Source organism: Mycoplana sp. 10N416 (assembly GCF_056394765.1).
The window spans coordinates 28,587-52,359 of record NZ_JBFTIM010000005.1; the positions used below are offsets into that span (position 1 = coordinate 28,587).

20 protein-coding genes and 1 pseudogene are annotated in these 23,773 nt (G+C 63.9%); 7 read left to right on the plus strand and 14 right to left on the minus strand.

All coding sequences use genetic code 11. The annotated features are described in order from the left end of the window. Positions 1 to 39: 39 nt before the first annotated feature. From AC1DDS_RS11615 to glmM, 4 genes are all read right to left on the minus strand, one after another. Positions 40 to 1,791: an FAD-dependent oxidoreductase gene (locus AC1DDS_RS11615; RefSeq protein WP_477479045.1), complete on the minus strand. Its 1,752-nt coding sequence runs from the start codon at positions 1,789 to 1,791 to the stop codon at positions 40 to 42. Then, on the minus strand, positions 1,779 to 2,702 hold the full coding sequence (locus AC1DDS_RS11620; RefSeq protein ID WP_477479046.1) for an aldo/keto reductase: 924 nt from the start codon (positions 2,700 to 2,702) through the stop codon (positions 1,779 to 1,781). The genes AC1DDS_RS11615 and AC1DDS_RS11620 overlap by 13 nt, the downstream gene beginning before the upstream one ends. A gap of 234 nt (positions 2,703 to 2,936) precedes the next feature. Next, entirely contained in the window at positions 2,937 to 3,779 is an 843-nt protein-coding gene (locus AC1DDS_RS11625; RefSeq protein ID WP_477479047.1) for an outer membrane protein, read from the minus strand. Between the two features lie 256 nt (positions 3,780 to 4,035). Continuing rightward, positions 4,036 to 5,388 carry a phosphoglucosamine mutase gene (glmM, locus tag AC1DDS_RS11630; protein ID WP_477479048.1) on the minus strand — a complete coding sequence of 451 codons (1,353 nt, stop codon included), beginning with the start codon at positions 5,386 to 5,388 and terminating at the stop codon, positions 4,036 to 4,038. 231 nt (positions 5,389 to 5,619) lie between these two features. Here glmM and AC1DDS_RS11635 point away from each other — a divergent pair, with 231 nt between their 5' ends. Further along, on the plus strand, positions 5,620 to 6,012 hold the full coding sequence (locus AC1DDS_RS11635) for a YkvA family protein (RefSeq protein ID WP_477479049.1): 393 nt from the start codon (positions 5,620 to 5,622) through the stop codon (positions 6,010 to 6,012). 56 nt (positions 6,013 to 6,068) lie between these two features. Here the strand turns inward: AC1DDS_RS11635 and ftsH are convergent, their stop codons facing one another. The 8 genes from ftsH to tolQ all read right to left on the minus strand — a co-directional run bounded on the left by ftsH (position 6,069) and on the right by tolQ (position 15,136). After that, positions 6,069 to 7,991, minus strand: coding sequence for an ATP-dependent zinc metalloprotease FtsH (ftsH, locus tag AC1DDS_RS11640; protein WP_477479050.1), 1,923 nt, complete (start codon positions 7,989 to 7,991; stop codon positions 6,069 to 6,071). A gap of 179 nt (positions 7,992 to 8,170) precedes the next feature. Continuing rightward, on the minus strand, positions 8,171 to 9,562 hold the full coding sequence (gene tilS / locus AC1DDS_RS11645; protein WP_477479051.1) for a tRNA lysidine(34) synthetase TilS: 1,392 nt from the start codon (positions 9,560 to 9,562) through the stop codon (positions 8,171 to 8,173). A 17-nt stretch (positions 9,563 to 9,579) separates the two neighbouring features. Further along, positions 9,580 to 10,557: a tol-pal system protein YbgF gene (gene ybgF / locus AC1DDS_RS11650; protein WP_310421870.1), complete on the minus strand. Its 978-nt coding sequence runs from the start codon at positions 10,555 to 10,557 to the stop codon at positions 9,580 to 9,582. Between the two features lie 209 nt (positions 10,558 to 10,766). Then, entirely contained in the window at positions 10,767 to 11,291 is a 525-nt protein-coding gene (gene pal, locus AC1DDS_RS11655) for a peptidoglycan-associated lipoprotein Pal (RefSeq protein ID WP_477479052.1), read from the minus strand. A gap of 232 nt (positions 11,292 to 11,523) precedes the next feature. Continuing rightward, positions 11,524 to 12,825, minus strand: coding sequence for a Tol-Pal system beta propeller repeat protein TolB (gene tolB / locus AC1DDS_RS11660; protein ID WP_310421864.1), 1,302 nt, complete (start codon positions 12,823 to 12,825; stop codon positions 11,524 to 11,526). Between the two features lie 37 nt (positions 12,826 to 12,862). Continuing rightward, the gene (gene tolA / locus AC1DDS_RS11665) at positions 12,863 to 13,930 is read right to left on the minus strand and encodes a cell envelope integrity protein TolA (protein ID WP_477479053.1); all 1,068 of its coding nucleotides are present in this window, start codon (positions 13,928 to 13,930) and stop codon (positions 12,863 to 12,865) included. A 10-nt stretch (positions 13,931 to 13,940) separates the two neighbouring features. Further along, positions 13,941 to 14,390 carry a protein TolR gene (gene tolR, locus AC1DDS_RS11670; protein ID WP_310421858.1) on the minus strand — a complete coding sequence of 150 codons (450 nt, stop codon included), beginning with the start codon at positions 14,388 to 14,390 and terminating at the stop codon, positions 13,941 to 13,943. Positions 14,391 to 14,419: 29 nt separating this feature from the next. Then, a complete protein-coding gene (tolQ, locus tag AC1DDS_RS11675; RefSeq protein ID WP_310421855.1) occupies positions 14,420 to 15,136 on the minus strand; it encodes a protein TolQ in 717 nt (238 codons plus the stop codon). Positions 15,137 to 15,665: 529 nt separating this feature from the next. Between tolQ and AC1DDS_RS11680 the strand changes: the two genes are divergently transcribed. After that, entirely contained in the window at positions 15,666 to 16,112 is a 447-nt protein-coding gene (locus tag AC1DDS_RS11680) for a Ku protein (protein ID WP_477479054.1), read from the plus strand. Positions 16,113 to 16,119: 7 nt separating this feature from the next. Continuing rightward, a pseudogene (ligD, locus tag AC1DDS_RS11685) lies at positions 16,120 to 18,734 on the plus strand (DNA ligase D). 2 nt (positions 18,735 to 18,736) lie between these two features. Here ligD and ybgC read toward each other — a convergent pair. Then, entirely contained in the window at positions 18,737 to 19,201 is a 465-nt protein-coding gene (gene ybgC / locus AC1DDS_RS11690; protein WP_477479055.1) for a tol-pal system-associated acyl-CoA thioesterase, read from the minus strand. Positions 19,202 to 19,337: 136 nt separating this feature from the next. On the opposite strand from ybgC, the gene AC1DDS_RS11695 reads away from it, so the two are divergent. From AC1DDS_RS11695 to AC1DDS_RS11710, 4 genes are all read left to right on the plus strand, one after another. Then, on the plus strand, positions 19,338 to 20,558 hold the full coding sequence (locus AC1DDS_RS11695; protein ID WP_477479336.1) for an NAD-dependent epimerase/dehydratase family protein: 1,221 nt from the start codon (positions 19,338 to 19,340) through the stop codon (positions 20,556 to 20,558). Beyond that, positions 20,555 to 21,448, plus strand: coding sequence for a glycosyltransferase (locus AC1DDS_RS11700; protein ID WP_477479056.1), 894 nt, complete (start codon positions 20,555 to 20,557; stop codon positions 21,446 to 21,448). Before AC1DDS_RS11695 ends, AC1DDS_RS11700 begins: the two co-directional genes overlap by 4 nt. Beyond that, positions 21,445 to 22,341 (plus strand): NAD-dependent epimerase/dehydratase family protein, encoded by an 897-nt coding sequence (locus AC1DDS_RS11705; RefSeq protein ID WP_477479057.1) that lies wholly within the window; start codon positions 21,445 to 21,447, stop codon positions 22,339 to 22,341. Before AC1DDS_RS11700 ends, AC1DDS_RS11705 begins: the two co-directional genes overlap by 4 nt. Positions 22,342 to 22,561: 220 nt before the next feature. Then, complete coding sequence (locus AC1DDS_RS11710) at positions 22,562 to 23,050, plus strand: Hsp20/alpha crystallin family protein (RefSeq protein ID WP_477479058.1); 489 nt, start codon at positions 22,562 to 22,564, stop codon at positions 23,048 to 23,050. Positions 23,051 to 23,461: 411 nt separating this feature from the next. Here AC1DDS_RS11710 and AC1DDS_RS11715 read toward each other — a convergent pair whose 3' ends face one another. Beyond that, positions 23,462 to 23,749, minus strand: coding sequence for a DUF1330 domain-containing protein (locus AC1DDS_RS11715; protein WP_477479059.1), 288 nt, complete (start codon positions 23,747 to 23,749; stop codon positions 23,462 to 23,464). Positions 23,750 to 23,773: the final 24 nt, after the last annotated feature.

Below are 23,773 nucleotides of genomic sequence, written 5' to 3' on the forward strand. Positions count from 1 at the left end.
TAAGTGAAGCGAGTATTTCAGGGAAGGGTTAAGGGTCGGTTAAGTATGTTTGTTAACCACGACCGGCGTTGCACCCTGCAACTGCGCAACGGAGTGCCCCTGCGATTGGCCGGCTTCGCCGAAAGACAGAACGCCTTGACCGCGCCGCAGGTGCTCGGCCAGTCGCAGCGCGAGAGCGACGATCATGAAGGTCGGGTTGGCATGACTGCTCGTTGGAAACACCGAGGACCCCGCCACGAACAGGTTTCCTATGCCGTGCACCCTGCAATTCTCGTCGACGACACCGGCCGCTGGTTCCTTCGACATTCTCGTGGTGCCGACATGATGGGCCATGCTGTCAAACATGCGAAGGCGCGCACGCACCTGCTGTTCCAGTGCCGTCTCGTCATAGACGAGTTCTCCGGTACCGCTGCGCCTGAACTGTTCCCTGACCAGCGCATGGGTGGCGATGATGGTCCGCACGTCGAGATCGGTGAAGGCGATCCTTGCCTCCGCACGGGGGACACCGAATGCGTCTCGCTCCGAGTGCAGAACGATGCGGCTGTCGGGATTTGGCAGATGCTCGGTCTGATAGACCAGACCGAAGCGGTTGTTCAGATCCTCCTTTCGTGGCAGGAGGATGGGCAGCCGGCGCTTGGCGAAAAATCGTTGCCTCGCCGCCTCGACGAGTTGCGGCACAAGTGCCGGGGCATCCTTCGCCATCCTCCCGATGTGCCTCAACAGCACCTTCCTGTTTCGCATGATTTCGGCAAGGTCGCGCTTTCGAGCGAGCGCGATCGAGAACTTGGCGACGAACACCGCCGACGAAAGCGCACCCTCCTGCATCGCGTCCTCGCCATAGGGCGTCAGAAAACTGGCAACGGCATTGCCAATGCGCCATCGACGTTGCGCCGTCGGCGTTATCCAGAACCTGCGGCGAACGTAAGTATCCCCGTGCCGCTCGAAGCCGAAGATGAAACTGTCCCCGGGATCCGTCAGGCGGCTCCAGGCATGCATGCCACTCGGATGGGACATATAGAACCTGCCCACCTTGTCGAAAGCATTGCCAAGACCCGCCGAAGCAACATCGTTCGAGGCAAGCAGCAGGCGAGCATTTTCGATGGCGCCGCAAGCCAGCACGATCCTGCGCGCCCGGACAATGAAGCGATGCTCGGGGCCTGACGCCACCTCAGCATACTCAACGCAGCCCGCTTCCGGATCGAACTTCAAGCCGACGACGGTGGCGTTGAGGACGGTCGTCAGATTGGCGTGCTTGTCGAGCAGTGGTCCATACCGCTTTGCGAAGTTCGTAGGCGGTCCCCAGCGTTCGAGCGGCGAGGAAACCACACCGCCACCGTCGAAGCCAGCGATCATCTCGGCCTGACGGTCGGCGAAGGCCGCGCTTGCATCGAACACCGGCTCGCCCACCTCGCAAAGAAAGGCGGCGCGGGCGAAATACGACTGCACGTCACGCCACTCGAGCGGCCATCCACTGTACGGGATCCAGGACCGGGGCTCGAAATCGATCGGATCGAACGGGATGCAGCGACCACCCCAGGCCGTCGAGGTGCCTCCAAAAGTCCGACGGCGATTGGTCTCCAGCGGCTCGTGGCTGCCCGCAGGATGAACGGCCCCCCGCAGCAGGTCGCGCGATTGCGCCGTTTCGCGCTGCCCGCCGCTCTCGAGCAAGATCGTGCGCAGCGACGATCCCGCCAGTTCCATGGCGATGGTGATTCCGGCCGGCCCGCTGCCTACGATCAGTACGTCGCACTCCAGGATGGTGCCTGCGGGCACAGTATTCAGCCGGGGCATCTCTCGGCCAACTCTTTGAAAGGAATGTTCCGCGTCGATTCCACGCTCGCAATATTCTCCCTCAGATGCCCGAGGTCGGTCGTCCCGGTGAGAATGGAGCTGACGAAAGGCTGTTGGGCGACATATCCCAGGATGGCCTGTCGGGGAGTGATGGCATGACGTCGGGCGAACTCGTCAAGGCGTTGTTCCTCGCCATGCGCAAAGACCCGATGCACCACAACCCCCTTGCCCGCCGCCGGCAGTGCAGACCGCGAGGCCGCCGGGCGCCATGGATGCACCTCGGTCTGGGCAACCCGGAGAAGCGGATCGCGCCGCACCCGCTCCACGGATTCGTCGTGGGCAGCCGCGATACCGAAGTGCCGCACCTTGCCGGCGCGCCGGATCTGCTCCATTGCCGCTCGCAATTCATCCGACAGGTCGAACAGCGCGGGTGGCTCGTGCAGGTAGAGAATGTCCAGATAGTCGGTGCGCAGTCGGCGCAGGCTGGCGTCAATGGCGGTGACGAGGTAGCCTGGAGAGAAATCCTGTGCAATGGCGTTGGTTGTCTCGGCGTTCGTCCGAACGGTGGCCACCCAGGTCCGTGCGTGTCTGAACGGGCGCAACACGCGCTTCAAGAACGGCTTTGCCATCTTGAGCATGCCGCCGGTCCTACCGAACCGGTAGCCGGCCTTCGTCGCCACGATGAAGTGGTCCCGACGGCCGCGAATGGCCTCACCGATCACGACTTCGCTGTCGCCCTGACCATAGATATCCGCTGTATCGATAAAGTTGATCCCGAGATCCGCAGCCGCCGAAACAAGGTCAAGCGCGGTCCGGCGGGAAAGCCCGGACGAAACGGAGGTCAGCCGTGACGTCCCCAGCCCGAGGAGCGATGGTCGAAGGTCCGTATCTCCAAGGGTCCGGTGCTCCAACCTGCATTCCCCTCCGCACCAGCGGTTCGATATCAGCCGAGAAGATCATGGCCGTGCAGCATTGTCCATTTGCCTATTGGGCAGTGACGCGTCAGGCGTTGGGCGTGGGATCACGTCGGCAGGGATCGGCCGGATGAGGTAAAACCGCCGCACCTTTCGTCCCGTCGCTTTCCGGAAACGACGAAAGCCGCCCGACGGTGCGGGCGGCTTTTGCTGGCATGCGTTGCGCGATCGTTATTTGTAGACGATAGGCTCCGCCGGCGGGACGTAAGGCACCTCGCAGCTGTTGAAAGTATAGCGCAGGCCGAGGCGAGCCTCGTGGATGTAGAAGCCGTCGTCATCGCCCGGGCCGCCGTTCATGGCATAGCCGAACATGTCGCCGCCGGCGACCTGGCGGAAGCGGTAACCGGCGTCGGCGGCCCAGTTGCAGGTCAGGTCGACGGATGCGCCCGCCATCAGCGCATAGGTGAAGCGCCAGCTGTCTTCGCCGCTGTGCTTGACCGAGCCGTCGCAGTTGCTGGGATCGTTTACGTCGCAGGACGTGTTGCGCAGGCTGCCCCAGTTGACCCGCGTCGCGCCGATACCGGCACCGACGTAAGGGGTCACACCGCCGAAGCCACCGGCAACGCCGCCATAGGTGCCGAGGTCGACATAGGCATTGACGAGCAGGCTTAGCGCGGACATCGAGGCGCGATCGGTGGACACGCAGTTGCCAGCGACGCCGCAGCTACCGCTCGTCGAGCCCTCGAAATCGGTGTCGAACATGTAGTCGAGCGTCACGTCGGTGCGGAAGTAATCGTTCCACTGGTAACCGACACCGCCGCCGATCACCCAGCTGTCATCGATATCGACGTCATCGAAGTCCGCATTGTAACCGCCGGGGCCGCCCTGCCAATAACTGGCTCCGCGCAGGTGATTCCAAGCGTAACCGACATCGCCGCGCAGATACCAGCCGCTGGTTGATACGACCGGTTCGATTGGTGCGATCGGGGCAGGCGTCGCCTGGTAGAGGTCAGCCGCAAACGCCGAAGAGCTCACAATCAGAGCTGCAAGGGCGGTACTCATTAACATTCTCATGGCCCAACTCCGTAACAAGATTGTCGGGCGCTGCGGACGGACGCAGGACCCAATTCATCGATCGTCATGGATAATGGCGGGGAAAAGTTAAGTTGCAATTAACTACAGGCATTTACCCTAGGTGTTAACCCTCGGGTAAGAAATGCGAGACCGACAGTGGTGGGCGACGAACCGCGACGACTGCTTCCGGCAAAACAAAAAGGCCGAGGTGAAGACCTCGGCCTTTGAATAATTCTTCCTGCCAGGCAGACCAGCCTCAGGCGGCGCTGCGCACCGAACCAATGACGCCGACGAGTTCGTCGACGATGCGCTCGACCTTCGACCGGTCGTCGCCTTCGGCCATCACGCGGATCAGCGGTTCGGTTCCGGACGGGCGGATCAGCAGGCGACCGCTCTTGGAAAGAGCGTTTTCGGCCTCCGCAATCGCCGCAAGCACGCCCGCGTCCTCGAGCGGCTTGCCGCCGGCGATGCGCACGTTTTTCAGGACTTGCGGCACCGGCTCGAAGCGATTGCAGACCTCGCTGACCGGCTTGCCGCTGCGCTTGACGCAGGCCAGCACCTGCAGCGCCGCCACAAGCCCGTCTCCGGTCGTGCCGAAGTCGGAAAGGACGATGTGGCCCGACTGCTCACCGCCCACATTGAAATCGTGCTGACGCATGTGCTCGACGACGTAGCGGTCGCCAACCTGCGTGCGGTGCAGTCCGATCTTTTTGCTCTTGAGGTAGCGCTCGAGCCCAAGGTTGGACATGACGGTCGCCACCAGGCCGCCGCCCTTCAACAAGCCGTCAGCCGCCCAGGTTTCGGCGATCACCGCCATCAGCTGGTCGCCGTCGATCAGCCTGCCGTTCTCGTCGACGATCTGCACACGGTCCGCATCGCCGTCCAGCGCGATGCCGATGTCGGCGCGGACCTCGTCCACCTTGCGCCGCAGCGTCTCGGGGTGCGTCGAGCCACAATCGAGATTGATGTTCGTGCCGTTCGGATCGGCGCCGATCGTGACCACGTCGGCGCCCAGTTCCCAGAGGGCTGCCGGCGCCACCCGATAGGCCGCGCCGTTCGCGCAGTCGATCACGACCCGAAGCCCATGCAAAGTCACATCGCGCGGCAGGGTGCGCTTGGCATATTCGATATAGCGGTCCTGAACACCGTCGATGCGCTTCGCCCGGCCGATCTCGCCGGCCTTGACGAGTTGCGGCACGGCATCGTTTTCCAGCAGCGCCTCGATCTGCATTTCCAACTCGTCGGAAAGCTTGTAGCCGTCGGGGCCGAAAAGCTTGATGCCGTTGTCCTCGAAGGGATTGTGCGAGGCGGAGATCATCACGCCGATATCGGCGCGGAGCGACCGCGTCAGCATCGCAACGGCCGGCGTCGGGATCGGTCCGAGGACGAAGGCATCGACGCCCGCCGCCGTAAAGCCCGCCACCATCGCGTTCTCGAGCATATAGCCGGACAGGCGCGTGTCCTTGCCGATGACGACGCGGTTGCGATGGGTGCCACGGCGAAAAATCGTACCGACGGCGATGCCAACCCGCATTGCGAGGTCTGGCGTCATTGGGAAAACGTTGGACTGGCCCCTGATGCCGTCCGTTCCAAAATAGCGACGCTTCATCTATGCTCCTGAATGTCGTGCCGAGCCGCCGACGGCTGCCCAAACGCTGGGCGCTGTTGATCGCGGCTCTTTTCGCCTCTTTGCCACAGATCGAAACCGAGAGCACTTGAAATTCCGTTACAGGCCGTTACCGGCCGATACGGTCGAGCAACAGTCCATTGCGACGCAGCATGGGCCTACCTAGAATGCGGCGCCAATAGCTGCAACCGGACAGCCGCCGACGGGCATGCGATGACCTGGATCGATACAGCCAAGACCTGGGCCTACGCGATCAAGCGCGACGTGATCGTCCTCTGGCTCGCCGCCCGCGACCGGCGCGTTGCCTGGCCCGCCAAGGCCGTTGCGGCAATGGTTGCCGCCTACGCGCTCTCGCCGGTCGACCTGATCCCCGACTTCATCCCCGTGCTTGGCTACCTCGACGACCTGATCATCGTCCCGCTCGGGACGCTTGCCGCCCTGAAGCTGATCCCGCCGGACATCCGCGCTGAACTGCGGGCACGGGCCGCCGAGCGGATCGCCCTGCCCGCCTCCCGCATCGGCATGGCGGTGATCGTGTTTGTCTGGATCGTGGTCGCGCTCGCGCTTCTGGAACGCATCCTGCCGATGCTGAAAGGCGCCGCGTGATCTTTCACGCGACGCCCTGAAACGTCAGTACTTGTCGTTGACCCGCCCAAACGGTGTCACTGCGGCTGCGGCTCCAGCCCGCCTTCCGCCTCGCCGCCCTTCTTCTGGCCGGCCTTCGGCACAGCCGAGCCGCGATGCGGCGGGCTGTCGTCTCCGAGGTCGCGGGCCGGCTTCTCGCCGCGGATCAGCGCCTTGATCTCATCGCCGGTCAGCGTCTCGTATTCGAGCAGGCCCTCGGCCAGCGCCACGAACTCGTGGTGCTTCTCGGTGATGATGCGCTTGGCTTCCGAATAGGCCTCGTCGATCAGGCGGCGGATCTCGTTGTCGATCTTCTGGGCGGTGGATTCGGACACGTTCTTCGACTGTGCCACCGAATGGCCGAGGAAGACCTCCTGCTGGTTCTCGCCATAGGCCACCTGGCCGAGCTGGTCGGAGAAGCCCCACTGCGTCACCATTGCGCGGGCCAGCTTCGTCGCCTGCTCGATGTCGGAGGAAGCACCAGAGGTGATGTTCTCCTTGCCGAATGTGATCTCCTCGGCGACGCGGCCGCCCATCATGATCGCCAGACGCGACACCATCCACTTGTAGCTCATCGAATAGCGATCGCCCTCGGGGAGCTGCATCACCATGCCGAGCGCTCGGCCGCGCGGGATAATCGTCGCCTTGTGCAGCGGATCGGCCATCGGCACGTTCAGCGCCAGGATCGCATGCCCCGCCTCGTGGTAGGCGGTCAGCTTCTTCTCGGCCTCGGTCATGGCGGACGAGCGGCGCTCCGCACCCATCATGATCTTGTCCTTGGCGTCCTCGAATTCCTGCATGGTGACGAGACGCTTGTTGCGCCGCGCCGCCATCAGCGCCGACTCGTTGACGAGGTTCATCAGATCCGCGCCGGAGAAGCCTGGCGTGCCGCGCGCCAGCACCTTGAGGTCGACGTTGGGGGCTAGAGGCACGTTGCGCACGTGAACCTTGAGGATACGCTCGCGGCCGACGATGTCCGGGTTCGGCACGACGACCTGGCGGTCGAAGCGGCCGGGACGCAGGAGCGCCGGGTCGAGCACGTCGGGGCGGTTAGTGGCGGCGATCAGGATGATGCCCTCGTTCGCCTCGAAGCCGTCCATCTCGACGAGCAGCTGGTTCAGCGTCTGTTCGCGCTCGTCGTTGCCGCCGCCCAGGCCCGCGCCGCGGTGACGGCCGACGGCGTCGATCTCGTCGATGAAGATGATGCAGGGCGCGTTCTTCTTCGCCTGCTCGAACATGTCGCGGACACGGCTTGCGCCGACGCCGACGAACATCTCGACGAAGTCGGAGCCGGAAATGGTGAAGAACGGCACATTGGCTTCGCCCGCGACCGAGCGCGCCAAGAGCGTCTTACCGGTACCCGGAGGACCGACCAGCAGCACGCCGCGCGGAATGCGTCCACCGAGGCGCTGGAATTTTTGCGGGTCGCGGAGGAACTCGACGATCTCCTCCAGGTCCTGCTTGGCCTCATCGACGCCGGCGACGTCGGCAAAGGTGACGCGGCCATGCGCTTCGGTCAGAAGCTTCGCCTTGGATTTGCCGAAACCCATCGCGCCGCGCGAGCCGCCCTGCATCTGGCGCATGAAGAAGAGCCAGACGCCGAGGATCAGAAGCATCGGCAGCAGCGTGCCGATATAGCTCAGGAAGCTGTTGGAGCCATCGCTCTCGGGACGGGCATTGACCACCACGTTCTTCGCTTCCAGCCGCTCCAGCAGCGCGTCATCGATGGCCGGCGCATAGGTCTGGAAGGTGGTGCCGGTCTCCACATAGCTGCCGACGACCTTGTTGCCCGTAATCACGACCTCCTTGACCCGGCTCGCATCGATCTCCTTGAGGAACTGCGAGTAGGGAACATCCCGCGAACCGGTCTGCGCCGGGCTCGTCTGGAACATGCTGAAGAGAGCGATCAGCAGGAGCGCTATGATGGCCCAGAGGGCGACATTGCGGAAATTTGGATTCATCGGGCTTTCCGGGCGTTTTCTCGGCTACAGGTGTTGTGCCGTCTCATTTGCACCTAACATAGGGTCGCAGTACCGCCTTGCCAAGGCAAACCGAACGGCCCTCGGCCATTTCCGGAATTATCGTTGACGGCTATGGCGGATTTGCGGTTTCGGCGAAATTTCGCGGCAACTATGCAGCCCTATGCACCATCCGGGCGAATTTCACCACGACGCGAGTCGTCGCACCCGATCCGAATTGGCGGGGCGGGATACGGTGCGCGCGCAAACAGTGCAGCAATCGCTTGCGCCAGCGGCAGTTCGAAGACCGGGAGATAGCGGTCGTAAGGTGAAAATATCGGCTCGATAGCGAAGCGGTCGGGCCCTGCCCGTTCATCGCCCACCAGTACGAGCGGACGGCTGCGCGCCACCCGCCTGACGACGCCCGATGGTACGTCGTCTGCGGCAATGCTGTGTTCGAGCACATCCGCCGCGGCCCGGACAGTCAACTCCCCGCTCGACCGATTGTGCACCCGCCAACGACTGTCCCAGATCGATCGATCGTGCGGCGCAACGGTGACAGGCGCAATCTCCCGATGCTCGCGGTAGAGAAACAGACCCTCGCGGCGGCGGTCGAACACCACCCTACCCGCGGTCATCCGCGACAACCTTGCGCTTCCGAGAAACACCCTGAGACGTTCGGATGCATCTGTTTCCAGTTGGTGCTCGCGGCCGCCGAGGACTGCGACCAGCGCCAGCAGAGCGCGCCATTCCGGCTGGCCACCCAGGAGCGCCGGCACCGCCGAAGCCGGCAGCCGTGCGAATGCGGCATCGAACACCCGGACCTGACCGGACAGGAACGCGGCACCCTGGTGTGAAGTCTGCATGCGTAGTTCCGACGCGCGCGCCGGGTCGCCTGCCTCCAACGCATCGGTGGACATGGCCGCTCCAGCACCACCGTCCATCCCGTCCAACCGGACACGAACGCGTTCGAAGGTGCGATTGAGGTTGCTCGGATCCTCGATCCAGTCCTGGCCGATCGCTTGCAGGTAGGCGCGAATATCGGCCCGCGGCACGTCGAGGAACGGTCGCAGCACCCATGTACTGCCGAACACAAGCGTCGCCGATGCAATGCCGGCAAGGCCGGCGCCCTCGCTCCGGCGCGCCTTGCGCATGGCGATCGTCTCGAGCTGGTCATCGCGACTGTGCGCTGTCAGGATCGCGTCGGCGTCATTGTCGCGCGCGACTTCCGACAGCAACGCGTGGCGCGCGTCCCGTGCCGCGGCCTGGATGCCGGCTGCAGGTTTGGGCCCGTCCCAGCGGCGCGACACGTGCGAAATACCCCGGCGCGCACAGAGCGCTGCCACCCAACGAGCTTCGTCGGCGGAATTGGCGCGCAGCGCATGGTCGATGGTGCAGGCAAGAAGGGAAAATCCGCCAAAGCGGCCTGTTTTCAGCCCATCATCGAGCGCGAGCAGCAAGCCGACGGAATCGCCGCCACCGGAAACGGCAACTAGCAACCGTGCGGGTTTGTGGAAACTTTTGAGAAATTGGGCGATCGTTTCGTCGATGCCCGGGCTCTTGCGACCGTTCACGACGTCGCTCCGTCGTATCAGCAGGCGAGCCGGCTCTGCTCGCTGGCGACCTTGGTCTTCACGGCCTTGGAGGCATTCGGATAGCGCTTGCCGACTTCGCGCAGCGTCGCACAGGCGGTTTCGCGGTTGTCGAGCGCGGCAAGCGACATGCCGAGCTTCAGGAGCATCTCGGGCGCCTTCTTGGACTTGTTGTAGGTCTGGTGCGCGTTCAGGAACGTCTTGGCGGACTCGTTGAAATTGCCCTGCGAATACTGTGCTTCGCCCAGCCAGAAGCTGGCATCCGCGGCCTTGTCGCCCTCGGGAAAGATGTCGAGATAGTCGCGGAACTCCTTCTCGGCCAGCGCGTAGTCGCCCGAGAGCACGTGGCCATAACCCGCCTTGTAAATCTCATCCGGATTGTCGAGCGAACCGCTTGCCTGTCCGCCGGCCGTCGGCAGACCGCTATCGATGTCCGGAAGCGACCCGCTGCCGACCGAAGCGCTCTCGTTCTTTTCGGCACCGATCTGGTTACCCTGCTCGTCGAAGCGGATCGTGCCGAGGTTCTGCTCCTGCGGCGCCAGACCGCCGGCGGAGGCCGTGTCGGTCGTGCCCGCGGCGGAAGGATCCGCCGGGAGCTCCGTTGCTGCCGTCTGGCTGGTGTCAGAACTCTGGCCGAGCGGCTTGTCCAGCGCGCCGCTCTTGCCACCGCCCTTGCCGCTCTCCAGGTCCTGGAAGCGGTATTCGTTGTCTTCCTGCGTCTTGCGCAATTGCTCCTGCATCTGCAGCAGCTGGAAGCTCATCTCCTCGATCCGGCCGTTGAGCGAGCGGATCTGCTCTTCGAGCTGGCCGATGCGCATCGCATCGTTGGCCTGGGCCAGCACGACCCCGTTGTCCGCCTTGCCGGTAGCCGGCATCAAGCGGTTCGCCAGCGCCGAGAGCGGAGACGCGTGCAGCGCGTCCACTGGCCCGGCGAGAGCTGCCAAGCCGATCAGGCTTGCCGCGACGATTTTCTTCATATCTTTGTCCCGTTCGTCCGATTTGCGCATTGTCGCGCGCGCCGCAGGTTTTTCCAAATGCTCCCAAAAAGCAACGGAGTTCGGCCAAAGTGTGATAAAAAACTGCGCGCGCCGGAGCAACCTTCGTTTTGGCCGTACCCCTTCAATGCAAAAGGCCCGCCATCGCTGGCAGGCCTCGTCGGTAGCTGTCTTCAGCCGACCGGCGCTGCTTACATTCCGGCGCCGCCGAGAACGGTAACGGCGCGGCGGTTCTGCGACCAGCAGGAGATGTCGTCGCAGACGGCGACCGGCTTTTCCTTGCCGTAGGAGATCGTCCGAATGCGGTTGGCTGGAACGCCGCGGCTGACGAGGTATTGCTTGGTGGACGTCGCACGGCGGGCGCCGAGCGCGAGGTTGTATTCACGCGTGCCGCGCTCGTCGGCATGGCCTTCGACCGTGATCGCGTAGTTCGAATACTTCTGCAGCCACTGAGCCTGCTTGTCGAGGGTCGCAGCCGCATCGGCGCGGATCGAGGTCGAGTCGGTGTCGAAGAAGATGCGGTCGCCGACGTTGACGGTGAAGTCCTGCGTCGAGCCCGGGGTGGCATTGTTCAGGCCGAGTTCGCCGGCGCTGTTGGGCATGTTCTTCTTGTTGGCGCAGCCGGCAAGTGCGAGCCCCATGAACAGGGCGATCATGGCGGGGTTGCGAGCGAGATTCTGCATGCGGCCAGCGGCCGGGATTTCAATGCGGCTCATCAGCCGGTCTCCTTGCATCAGTTCGATGGGGCTTGGGTTTCAATCAGGGTTGCCAGACTGTAACCGCACGCGGTTAACCGGCTTTCAACGACTATGGTTAACAAACGCTTTCGCAATGATCCCCATTCCCCGGCATAAACGACAGACGCCGCCGAATCCCTCGCCGTTCGATGCCTGGTTTACAGGACTTTGAGGCGAGAAAGCGGCGGCGCCGTCACAATTTGCGGGACAACTACTCCAGAAGCGGCGACCAGGCGGGATCGGAAGCAAAGCCATTCGTTGGGATCTGCTGCTCGTTGTAGCCGGTCAAGTCGATCGAAAAGAGCTGCGGACCGCCCGCACCGGCGTTCTGACGGAAGAACATCAGCACGCGGCCGTTCGGTGCCCAGGTCGGGCCCTCATTGTGGAAACCCGACGTCAGGATCCGCTCGCCCGAACCGTCGGCTTTCATCACGCCGATCGAGAACTTGCCACCCGACTGCTTCGTAAACGCGATCAGGTCGCCGCGCGGCGACCAGACCGGCGTCGAATACGAGCCGTCACCGAACGAGATCCGGTTCTGTGCAGAACCGTCGGCGCTCATCACATAGAGTTGCTGGCGCCCACCACGGTCGCTTTCGAAGACGATTTGCGTGCCGTCCGGAGAGTAGGAGGGACCGGTGTCAATGGCCGCTGTCGAGGTCAGGCGCGTCGTCGTGCGCGAGCGCAGGTCCATCGTGTAGATGTTGGCGTTGCCTTCCTGCTGTAGGCTCATGATCACCCGCTGACCGTCCGGCGAGAAGCGCGGCGCGAAGGTCATGCCGGGGAAGTTGCCGACCACCTCGCGCTGCCCGGTCTCGAGCTGCAGCAGGTAGACCCGCGGCTGCTGGCCCTCGAAGGACATGTAGGTGATTTCCTGCCGGCTCGGCGAGAAGCGCGGGGTCAGCACCAGCTCGTTGGAGTTCGTCAGCGCGCGCGCATTGGCGCCGTCCTGGTCCATGATGGCAAGCTGCCGCTTGCGGGCAGTCTTCGGGCCGCTCTCGGCGACATAGACGACGCGGGTGTCGAAGTAGCCCTTCTCGCCGGTGATGCGCTCATAGATCGCATCGGCGATGATGTGGGCGACGCGGCGCCAGTTCTCCGGCTGGGTGTAGAACTGCTGGCCGGTCATCTGCTGGCCGGCAAACGTGTCCCACAGGCGGAACTCGGCGCGAAGGCGGCCGCCGTCCTGCACCACCCGGCCCGTCACCAGCGCCTGCGCGTTGATGACCTTCCAGTCTTCGAAGCGCGGCGGCTGGTCCGGATTGGAGATCTTCTCGATGAAGGCCTGCTTGTTGACCGGGGCGAACAGTCCGGAGCGCTTCAGGTCGGCCGCGATCACATCGGTGATCTTCTGGCCGAGGTCGCCGCCGGCGATGAAATCCGTCACCGCGATCGGCAGTGGTTCGACATTGCCCTTGTTGATGTTGATCTCGACCAGCGCCATGGCCGGCGACACGGTCGCCGCAAGGCCGGTCAACCCGGCGGCAGAATGGAGAAAAGTGCGTCTCAACATGCGTTCTAGGCCTTCCTAGGGTTCATGCCACTTGGCATCACATCATTTCGCTCGGATCGAAGTTCACCACGACTTCGCTCCAGGCATCGTATTTGTCTTTCGGCAGCTTATCGAAGGGCGCCGATTTCAGGATCGCGCGGCGTGCACCGCCGGCCAGCGCCCGGCGCGCCGCTTCCGAGCCACCGGTCGCCACGACTTCCGGTTCGCCGACAATGTTGCCGTCCGGATCGAGCTGCATCGACACCTTGATGCGCACGTCGCTCGCATCCGCCATGCCGGGGATGATCGACCAGTTGTTCTGGATCAGGCCGCGCAGCGCATCCATCTCGCTCATCGACAGCTTGGAGCCGCCGGTCGTCTTCTTGCCGCCGAGCGAGGCCGTCTCCGTCGAGCGCTTGGCGCCGCCACCTTTGCTCTCGGTCTTGTTCAGGAGCGCCGTCACCTCGTCGGCGTTGAAGTCGCTTTCCTTGGCGGAAGCCGACTTCTTCTGCTCCTTCTTCTTGTCCTCGTTCTTGCGGTCCTCGGTCTTGGCGGTCTGCGCCTGCGCCGGCTTCGGCTTCACCTCGGGAACGGGTCCTGTTTCCGGAAGCGCTTCGGCTTCGGCGACCTCGGCCGGAGCTTCTTCGGTCGGCTTCTCTTCCGGCTTGGCGTCGGGTTTGACGTCCTGCTTCGGCTCGGTTTCCTTCGCCACCTCGGTGGCCGGCGTCGTCGCAGGCTCGGTCTTCTGCACCTCTTCGACCGGCTCCTTTGCCGGCTCGGGCGTGGGGATGGCCTTTTCAGATTTTGGGGGTGCGGCAGCCGTCTCAGTGCTCTGCGGCTTCTTGTCCGGTGTCGGCGGCGTCTTCATGTCGATGTCGTTGTCGCCGGCATTCTCGGCATTCTCGACGACATCCTGGCGCTTGGTCGGCACGGGCGCGGATTTTTCCGCCATCGGCGCCTTCTTGTCACCCTGCTGGATCTGCGTCAGTTCCTCGATCGGCACGATGTCGACCGGCATCGCCTCGACATCGGCGACATCGAAGCTTTCCGGACTGCCGATCGACACCAGTGCCATGGTGAGCACCAGGATATGCAATGCGGCGGATGTGGCGAGGCTGCCCTTCATCGCGGTCTGATCAATTGTCCGGTTTCTGCTCGGTGACGAGGCCGATATTGGTGAAGCCCGCCTGCTGGATGCGCGACATGACGTCGGCGATCACGCCGTAGGGGGCTGCGCCGTCACCGCGCACGAAGATCCGCTCGGTGTAGCCGGTGGTGGCGACGGCCTCGAGCTTGGCCGCGATCTCCTCGACCGGGATCGCCGTTTCCTGCAGGAACACGGCACCGTCGGCCTTCACCGAAACGGTGATCGGCTGGGTCTCGGCGTTGAGCGCCTTCGCAGAGGTCTTCGGCAGATCGAGCGGCACGCCGACGGTCATCATCGGAGCGGCGACCATGAAGATGATCAGCAGCACGAGCATGACGTCGACGAACGGCGTCACGTTGATTTCGCTCATGACGGCCTTTCGACCGCCGCGCCTGCGGCGACCGCCGCCGCCCTTGGCTCCCCCGACTGACATGCCCATGGCTTCGTCTCCTGCTTAACGTCGGCCGGTCACTGCGCCGCCTGGCGCGGCTGCAGCTTCTCGTCGATCTGGCGCGAAAGGATGGCGGAGAACTCGTCGGCGAAACCTTCCATGCGCGCCGTCAGCTTGCCGGCGTCGGCGGTGAACTTGTTGTAGGCGATAACGGCCGGGATAGCGGCCAGCAGGCCGATGGCGGTGGCAAGCAGCGCCTCGGCGATACCGGGCGCCACGACGGCGAGGTTGGTCGACTTCGAGCCGGCGATTGCCTGGAACGACGTCATGATGCCGACGACGGTGCCGAACAAGCCGATGAACGGAGCAGCCGAACCGATCGTCGCCAGCGAGCCGAGGCGAGCTTCGAGGGTTTCGGATTCACGCGCGAGCGTCACGTCCATTGCGCGGTCGATGCGCATCTGCAGGCCGATCGGCGAGCGGGCGCCACGCTCAAAGCTCTTCTTCCATTCGCGCATGGCGGAGACGAACATGGCGCTCATGCCGGACGTCTGCCGGTCCGACAGCGTGCGGTAGAGCTCCTCCAGCGACTGCCCGGACCAGAACACCTGCTCGAAGCTGTCGAGGGCACGACGCGCCTTGCCGTAGGCGAGCGTCTTGTCGACGACGATCGCCCAGGTCCAAACCGACGCCGCGATCAGCCCGAGCATGACCAGCTTGACGACCAAGCCGGCCTGCATGAAGAGCGACCAGAGGCTCACATCGGTCGTTGCTGCCAAACCTACCTGTTCCATAGACTTCTGTCCCCGAATCCAAACACCCGGCACGGACCATGGCCATCGCACCGGGTCTTCATCCTTGCCGGACCGACATCCGATGGGAGTTTCGGATTTGCCGAGCCGGCTTTTCGCAAACCTCTGGAGCTGGCGGTTCGAATGTGTCCGCAACCGCTCCGCGTTTCCGTCAAGAATGTCCGGTTGATGTCGCCGGCTGCCACGCCGATCTAACGCTTTCAACTGCCTTCTTGCCGTCAATTTTGGTTAAAGGATGACGTGCAGCGCACATAATCCAGTGGTTCGAGTAAGACATCATTATGGTTAAGGGAGTATTACCGGGCGGGGTCGAATATCATCTCGCGGCGATTTCCGCCCGACGGAACCAATTCGCCGGTCGCACATTTGCCAAGCGCTGCCAGCAGTCCATCCCTCTGCCCACCGCTTGAGGAAATGCATAACGGTCCTATACTTTGTCTGGAATGCCTGGCTGCAAGCAGCAGGAGGTTGCGCCCAATTTGAGCGACCTCCCCATTGGGAGACGATGACAATGGTGTCTCGGGCAATGTGGAAAGGACAACTTCGATTGTCGCTCGTCTCGATCCCCGTCGAGCTCTTCAGCGCAACGAAATCTGGTGGTCGCACCTCCTTCCGGCAGATCCACAAACCGACCGGCAAGCCGATCCACTACGAGAAGATCGTCGAGGGCGTCGGCGCGGTGAAGGAGGACGACATCGTCAAGGGCTACGAACTTGACGATGGCAAGTATGTGCTGCTGCAGCCGAAGGAGATCGACGCGGTCAAGCGCGAGACCAAGAAGACTCTTGAACTGGTCCAGTTCGTCGGCGCCGACGAAATCTCCCCCGGAGAACGTCGTGCCGCCACCGGCGGCAACGTCGTGGACCTGATGGCGGCGCTGAAGAAGAGCCTCGAGGGCAGCGGTGGCCCGGCAAAGAGATCCAAGCCGGCCGCCAGCCGCCGGCCGAAATCGGCGTGAGGTCACAATGGCGACGCCTCAGCAGAACCTCAAGGAATACAACCGCAAGCGCGATTTTTCGAAGACGAGCGAACCGAAGGGCGAGGTTGCACGCAGGTCGAAGAGCGGCCTCACCTATCTGATCCAAAAACACGCCGCCGCCCGCCTGCACTACGACTTCCGCCTCGAATGGGACGGTGTGCTGAAAAGCTGGGCCGTGACGCGCGGGCCGAGCCTCGATCCGGACGACAAGCGCCTCGCCGTGCACACCGAGGATCATCCGATGGCCTATGGTGACTTCGAGGGAACGATCCCGAAGGGTGAGTATGGTGGCGGCACGGTGATGCTCTGGGATGTCGGCCATTGGGAGCCGTTGGAAGACCCGGAGGAGGGCTTGAAGGAGGGCAAGCTGAAATTCCGCCTCTATGGCCGCCGCCTCACCGGCAGCTGGGCGCTCGTGCGCATGAAGCCCCGCCCAGGCGAGAAGCACGAGAACTGGCTGCTCATCAAGGAGCGCGATGCGGAGGCGTCCGATGACGGCGAGAGCGTCTTGAGGGAAAACGACACAAGCGTCGTCACCGGGCGCACGATGGCGGAAATCGCCACAGGCAAGGGCGAGACCAAGCCCCATGTCTGGCATTCGGACGAACCCGTCTCGGAGAACCTTCGCAAGGGAGCGCTCGCGCCCCTGCCCGGCCGCGTAAAAAAAAAGCCAACACCAAAGCGGCCGGCCAGCCCGCCTTTCGCGCCCCGCAACTCGCCACCCTCAGCACCTCCGCACCGGAAGGCGACGACTGGTTGAACGAAGTGAAGTTCGATGGTTACCGGCTGCTGGCCGCGATCGGCGATGGACGGGTCACCTGCTATACCCGCACCGGTCTCGACTGGACGGAAAAGTTTCCCGACATCGCCACGGCCCTGTCGGAACTCGATTGCGAAAGCGCGCTTATCGATGGGGAGGCCGTTGCCGTCGGTGGCGAGGGCTCGCAGTTCTCGGCGCTGCAAAAGGCATTGAAGCATGGTGGACAGACCGTGCTCTATGCCTTCGACCTCCTGCATCTTGACGGCAAGGACATCCTGAGGACGCCACTGTTGGAGCGCAAAGCGTTGCTGAAATCGCTGCTGGCGGGTTCCGATGGCCGGATCCTGAAATTCAGCGAGCACGTGCGTGGTCATGCGGACGAGGTCTATCGCAGCATGTGCCGAGCGGGGCAGGAAGGCATCGTCGCCAAGCGCGCCGACGATGCCTACCGGTCAGGCCGGGTCGGCAGCTGGCTCAAGGTCAAGTGCACGCGGCGGCAGGAGTTCGTCATCGGTGGCTATACACCGTCCGACAAGCGCAGCCGCCCCTTCGCCTCGATCCTGCTCGGCACCTTCGAAAAAGACAGCCTCATCTACCGGGGTCGGGTCGGCACCGGCTTCAACGATGAAACATTGGCGGAGCTTGCCGCGTTGTTCGCCAAGCGCGTCCGCGAGGCATCACCGTTTGCATCGGTCCCGAAGGAGTATGCCCGCGGCACCGTCTGGCTTGAACCCGATCTCGTCGCCGAAGTCGATTTCGCCGAGTTCACCGACGACGGACACGTCCGGCACGGATCATTCCAAGGATTGCGCAAGGACAAGGAGGCCCGGACCGTGGTGTTGGAACAGCCAAAGAAAGACGCCGCCAAAGCTGCTCCGCGAGGCAAGTCATCGCCCGCCTCCGCTCGAGCGGGGGCGAATGCCGCGGCCCCGTCGAAGCCTTCGCCCAAGGGCAATGTCGTCGTGGGCGTCTCCATCAGCCATCCCGAACGCGTTCTCTTCAAGGAAGGCAACATCACGAAACTGGACCTGGCGCGATATTACGAGGCAGCCGCCCCGCGAATGCTTCAACACGCTGCCCAGCATCCGGTTTCGCTCGTGCGTTGCCCGAGCGGCAATATCGCCCACTGCTTCTTCCAGAAGCACGCAGGCGACGGCTTTCCCGAGGAGATCAAGCAGGTACCGATCCGGGAATCGTCCGGCGAAACCGAAAACTACATGGCGATCACGGATGAAAAGAGCCTCGTCGCCGCCGTGCAGATGGGCACGCTGGAATTCCACATCTGGGGCGCGACCGCCGACAAGCTCGAGCAGCCTGACCGGATCATCTTCGACCTCGATCCGGATGAAAGCATCGGCTTCGAGGAGGTCAAGCAGGCCTCCGTCGAGTTGCGTGACGTGCTCGCTGCAGTCGGCCTGCAAACGATACCCATGGTGACGGGCGGCAAGGGAGTGCATGTGATCGTGCCGCTCGTCCCGAAGGCGGGCTGGGACGACGTGAAGACCTTTGCCAAGGCGTTGTCGCAGCGGCTCGCCGATGCCAGGCCAGACCGCTATGTCACCACCATGTCGAAGGCCAAGCGCAAGGGCAAAATCTTCATCGATTGGCTGCGCAACGAGCGCGGCGCCACCGCTGTGGCCCCCTATTCGACCCGCGCCCGGAAGGGCGGACCGGTTGCGACCCCGGTGTCCTGGACGGAGCTGGCCGCTCTAGACGCAGCCAATGCCTTCACAATTCCCGTCGTCCTGCAGCGCCTGGAAGAGACCGATCCGTGGGCGGAAACGCGCAAATGGAAGCAGTCGCTGACCGATCGCATCGTCAGCGCCGTAACGAACCACTGACATTATCCCGCTTGGCCAGCTGTAGCCGAGAGAAACTGCGCCGCAAGCTCCTCCGGCAGCCGCCGCGGTCGGCCCTTGGCGTTGATCACGGCGATCACCACCTTGGCGGCGATCAGGAGTTGCTCGCCGCGGCGGATTTGCTGCTGCAGCACCATCTTCGCCCCGCCCGCCTTCTCGGTGTGCGTCAGCACGGTAAGGATGTCGTCCATCTTGGCCGGCGCCTTGAAGTCGATCTCCATGCGGTGGACGACGAACATCAGCCCTTCCGTGTCGCCCTCGATCGACAGCGCCCCCTGCTCGACGCCGAGGCAGCGCAGGTAGTCGGTGCGCGCGCGCTCCATGAAATGCAGATAGCGCGCGTGGTAGACGAAACCCGAAAAATCCGTGTCCTCGTAGTAGACGCGCTGCACCAGCCGGTGGCCTTCAGCGGTCAGTTCTCCAGCAAGGGCGTGATCGAAATTCGTCATGGTCCAATCCGAGATGGGAGATTTTCACCGCCTTGTGGAGGAAGGGCGGGGCAAAAGCAAGGATTGCACTCCTGTCATATTCGGTCACTATGACCGGAGCGGTCTCAACGCATGGGGGTATTCCATGGTATCGGCGATGAAGATTGCGGTTCTCGGCGGCGACGGTTTCGTGGGCTGGCCCACCTCGCTGCACCTCTCCAACGCCGGTCACGAGATCCATATCCTCGACAATCTCTCCCGCCGCTGGATCGATACCGAGCTCGGCGTGCAGTCGCTGACCCCGATGGACTCGATCCAGGAGCGCACCCGCGTCTGGCATGCCGAGACCGGCCGCCGCATCCATTTCCACCTGATCGACCTCGCTCGCGACTACGAGCGCCTGAAGAACTGGCTGCGCGAGGAGCGGCCCGATGCGGTGATCCACTTCGCCGAGCAGCGCGCCGCCCCTTATTCGATGAAGAGCGACCGCCACAAGAACTACACGGTCAACAACAACGTCTCGGCCACGCACAACCTCCTCAATGCGCTGGTCGAGACCGGCCTCGACGCCCATCTCGTCCACCTCGGCACCATGGGCGTCTACGGCTATTCGACGGTCGGTGCGGCGATCCCCGAGGGCTACCTGCCGGTCGGCATCGAGACGACGGACGGCCGCACCGCCCGCCAGGAGATCCTCTACCCCGCCAATCCCGGCTCGATCTACCACATGACCAAGTGCCTGGATCAGCTGCTCTTCCAGTTCTATGCGAAGAACGACGGCCTGCGCATCACCGACCTGCACCAGGGCATCGTCTGGGGCACCCACACCAGCGAGACGCGCCGGCACCCGCAACTCGTCAACCGCTTCGACTATGACGGCGACTACGGCACGGTTTTGAACCGCTTCCTGATCCAGGCGGCGATCGGCTATCCGCTGACCGTGCACGGCACCGGCGACCAGACCCGCGCCTTCATCCACATCCAGGATTCGGTGCGCTGCATCGAACTGGCGCTGGCAAACCCGCCCGCCCGCGGCGGCCGGGTCGAGATCTTCAACCAGATGACCGAGACCCACCGCATCCGTGACCTCGCCCAGCTCGTCGTCGGCCTCACCGGCAGCGAGATCGCCTGGCTGCCGAACCCGCGCAAGGAAGCGGCCGAAAACGACCTCGTCGTAGAGAATGACAAGTTCCGTGCGCTTGGCCTCGATCCCACCACGCTGGAGAGCGGCCTTCTCTCTGAGATCGTCGACGTGGCCAAAAAATTCGCATACCGCGTCGACCGCTCGCGCGTGCCGGCCGTTTCCGCCTGGACGCGCGACATCGCCGCCACCATCAACCCCGACCCCGAAGGCCGGAGGCTCAAATCGGTATCATGACGGCCAACGCCTCCGAAGCCAGCATCAGGCGTGGCGGACCGCCAAGGGCGCGGCAGGCCTATGTGACGCTCGTCACCAATGCGGACTATGCCAAGGGCGCGACCGCCCTCGTCCGCTCGCTGCTCAGGACCGGCACGCAGGCCGATATCGTCATGCTGCACACGGCGGCACTGGCGGAAGAACAGCGCAGCTCCCTCGCCGCCCTCGGCTGCCGTCTCGTCGAGGCCGATCTGCTGCCGCTCTCCGACGCCTTCAACGCCCGCCATGCCCGCACGGCGCTGCATGGCGCGGCCCCCTTTACCAAGGGGCGCAAGCCGGCGTTCCACACCCCGCTCGACAATTTCGTCAAGCTGCGGCTCTGGCAGTTGGTCGAGTACGAGGCCTGCATTTTCGTCGATGCCGACGCGATCGTGCTGAAGAACATCGACCGGCTCTTTTCCTATCCCGAGTTTTCCGCCGCCCCCAACGTCTACGAGAGCCTCGCCGACTTCCACCGGCTGAACTCCGGCGTCTTCGTCGCCCGCCCCTCGACCGCCACCTTCGCGGCCATGCTGGAACGGCTCGACGCACCGGACGCCTTCTGGCCACGCACCGACCAGACTTTTCTGCAGGCCTTCTTCCCGCAGTGGCACGGCCTGCCGGTCTTCATGAACATGCTGCAATATGTCTGGTTCAACCTGCCGCAACTCTGGGACTGGAGAAGCATTCACGTGCTGCACTACCAGTATGAAAAACCCTGGGAGGCGAACCACCCGAAGGCGGAGCGGCTGGCGCCGCTGATCGCGCTCTGGCAGGCGTTCCACGACGGGGCACCGATCCCCGACATCGACAGCCTGCCCAACCCTGCCCCGATAGCGACCGCCGCGCAGGCCGGCCGCGCCGGCGCATGAGCCGCGTCCTCGTCTCCGGCGGCACCGGCTATGTCGGCCGCTTCATCGTCGAGCATCTGCTCGCGCACGGCCACGAAGTCACGGTCGGCGGCCGATCGCCGCCGTCAGCCGGCTTATTCTCCAAAGACGTGCGTTTCGTTCCGCTCGTCCTCGACCCCAACCTCAACCAGGTCGACGCCTTCAAAGACATCGACCATTTCGTCCATGCGGCCTTCTCGCACCTGCCCGGAAAATATCGCAGCGGCGAAGGCGACGACCCGGCCGGCTTCCGCCGCGCCAATCTCGATGGCTCGGTGCGCCTGTTTGAAACGGCCAGACGGGCCGGCGTACGCCGCTGCATCTTCCTCTCCAGCCGCGCCGTCTACGGCCCGCAGCCCGGCGGCGTGCCCCTCACGGAAAAAACGCCGCCGCAGCCGGAAACGCTCTACGGACAGGTCAAGCTCGCCGACGAGCGCCGCCTGCAAGCGCTCGGCGGCGACGCCTTCACCACCGCCAGCCTGCGCATCACCGGCGTCTACGGAGCCGTCGGCCCCGGCCGGCCGCACAAGTGGCAATCGCTGTTCGACGACTACCGCGCCGGCCGCCCAGTTCCCGTCCGCGCCGGCACCGAAGTCCACGGCGACGACGTTGCTGCCGCCGTCCGGCTAATGCTCGAGGCCGATCCGGCGCACATCGGTGGCGAGGTCTTCAACGTCTCCGATGTCCTCGTCGACACCCGTGCCATCCTTTCCATCGTCCGGGACTCGACCGGCTGCCCGCACCCGCTGCCGGACGCCGCCGACCTTGCGGCCTTCAACCCCATGGCGACCGAAAACATCCGGTCGCTCGGCTGGAAGCCCGGCGGCGCCGGACGGCTCCGTGCGGCTGTGACCGGCCTCGTCGCGTCACTCTGATCGAGCGGCCGAATACGGCACGTTCCTGCCGAGTTTTGGGGCTGCGACGTGCGGTCGCGGCCGGTTGCCCCGCACCACGGTTCCAATTGCCCACCCATTGTTTTAAAATTTCGGTCATACAGGGATGCGCCAAGTGCGCCTGTCCGGCCCTCCTGGCCGGTGACCGGATACGCGGCATCCCAACGGTGACCGGCCTTCAGTCGATGAAGGAGTGACTACCATGGTACGTCGTTCACTGATACCGTTTTCCGCCACCTCCATGAGCACCGATCCCTTCCTCTCCCTGCAAACGGGCATGAACCGGCTGTTCGACGAAGTGTTCCACGGCACGAGACTGCCGATGGCGGAGCGCGAGGAAGGCCTGCTGATGCCGCGCATCAACGTCTCCGAAACCGAGAACCAGATCCGCATCACCGCGGAACTGCCGGGCGTGGCCGAAGAGGATGTCGATATCACCCTCGATGACGATCTCCTGACCATCCGCGGCGAAAAGCGCACGGAAACGAAGGAGGAGAAGGAGAACTATCACTTCACCGAGCGTTCCTTCGGCCAGTTCCAGCGCTCGATCCGCGTGCCGCACGCGATCAATCCCGATGACGTCCACGCCGACATGACGAACGGCGTTCTCACCATCACGCTGCCGAAGAACACAGCGCAGGAACAGACGCGCCACATCAAGGTCGGCTCCGGCACCACCATCAGCCACTGATGGCGGCCGTGCGTCCTTGGACGAGGGAAGCACCCCGACGTCGCTTCCGCAGCCAGGCCGATCGTCCAGTGGTTCGCACTGCGGAAGGTCGTCATTCGGGCGGCGCTTCCTGCTGCACGTCACCCGAAAGCGTGCAGCGGCAGCGGGCGAGATGCATCGGAACAGATACCTGAATCAGATCGCGTGGATCATTCACACACGCGACACTGAACGCGCACACGGCCTTCGTCCCTCACCGTCCCCTCTCCCCGCAATGCGGCGAGAGGGGACGAGGCCGTTTGAATCGAGCGAGCAGAATGAGCCGTGCGGCTTGCTTTCCTCTCCCCGCGAAAAAAGGTGCCGCAAGGCCGTTGAGGCGCCGCATTCGGCCCGTGCCGTGGACCGGACAAACCGATTTCACACCAGCTACCCTCAGACACCTTCGAGCGCGATTATCCGGGTCTTCGCGCAACGCTCCCGAACGGCCTTCAGTCGCGTATATCCCGGTGAGTTGTACCACCCGAGCAAGGAAGACATGCCCGGGAACTCCAGCACGACCAGGCGATGCGGCTCCCAGTCCCCCTCCAGCACCCGGGTTGCACCACCGCGGCCGAGATAACGTCCGCCGAAGCGCTCCTCGGTTGCCGGAACGTCCCGCCTGTACTCCTCAAAAACGGTTGCGTCGAACACGTCGACGTCGGCGATCAGATAGGCGGCCATGATGGACCTCGATTCTGTCCGGAG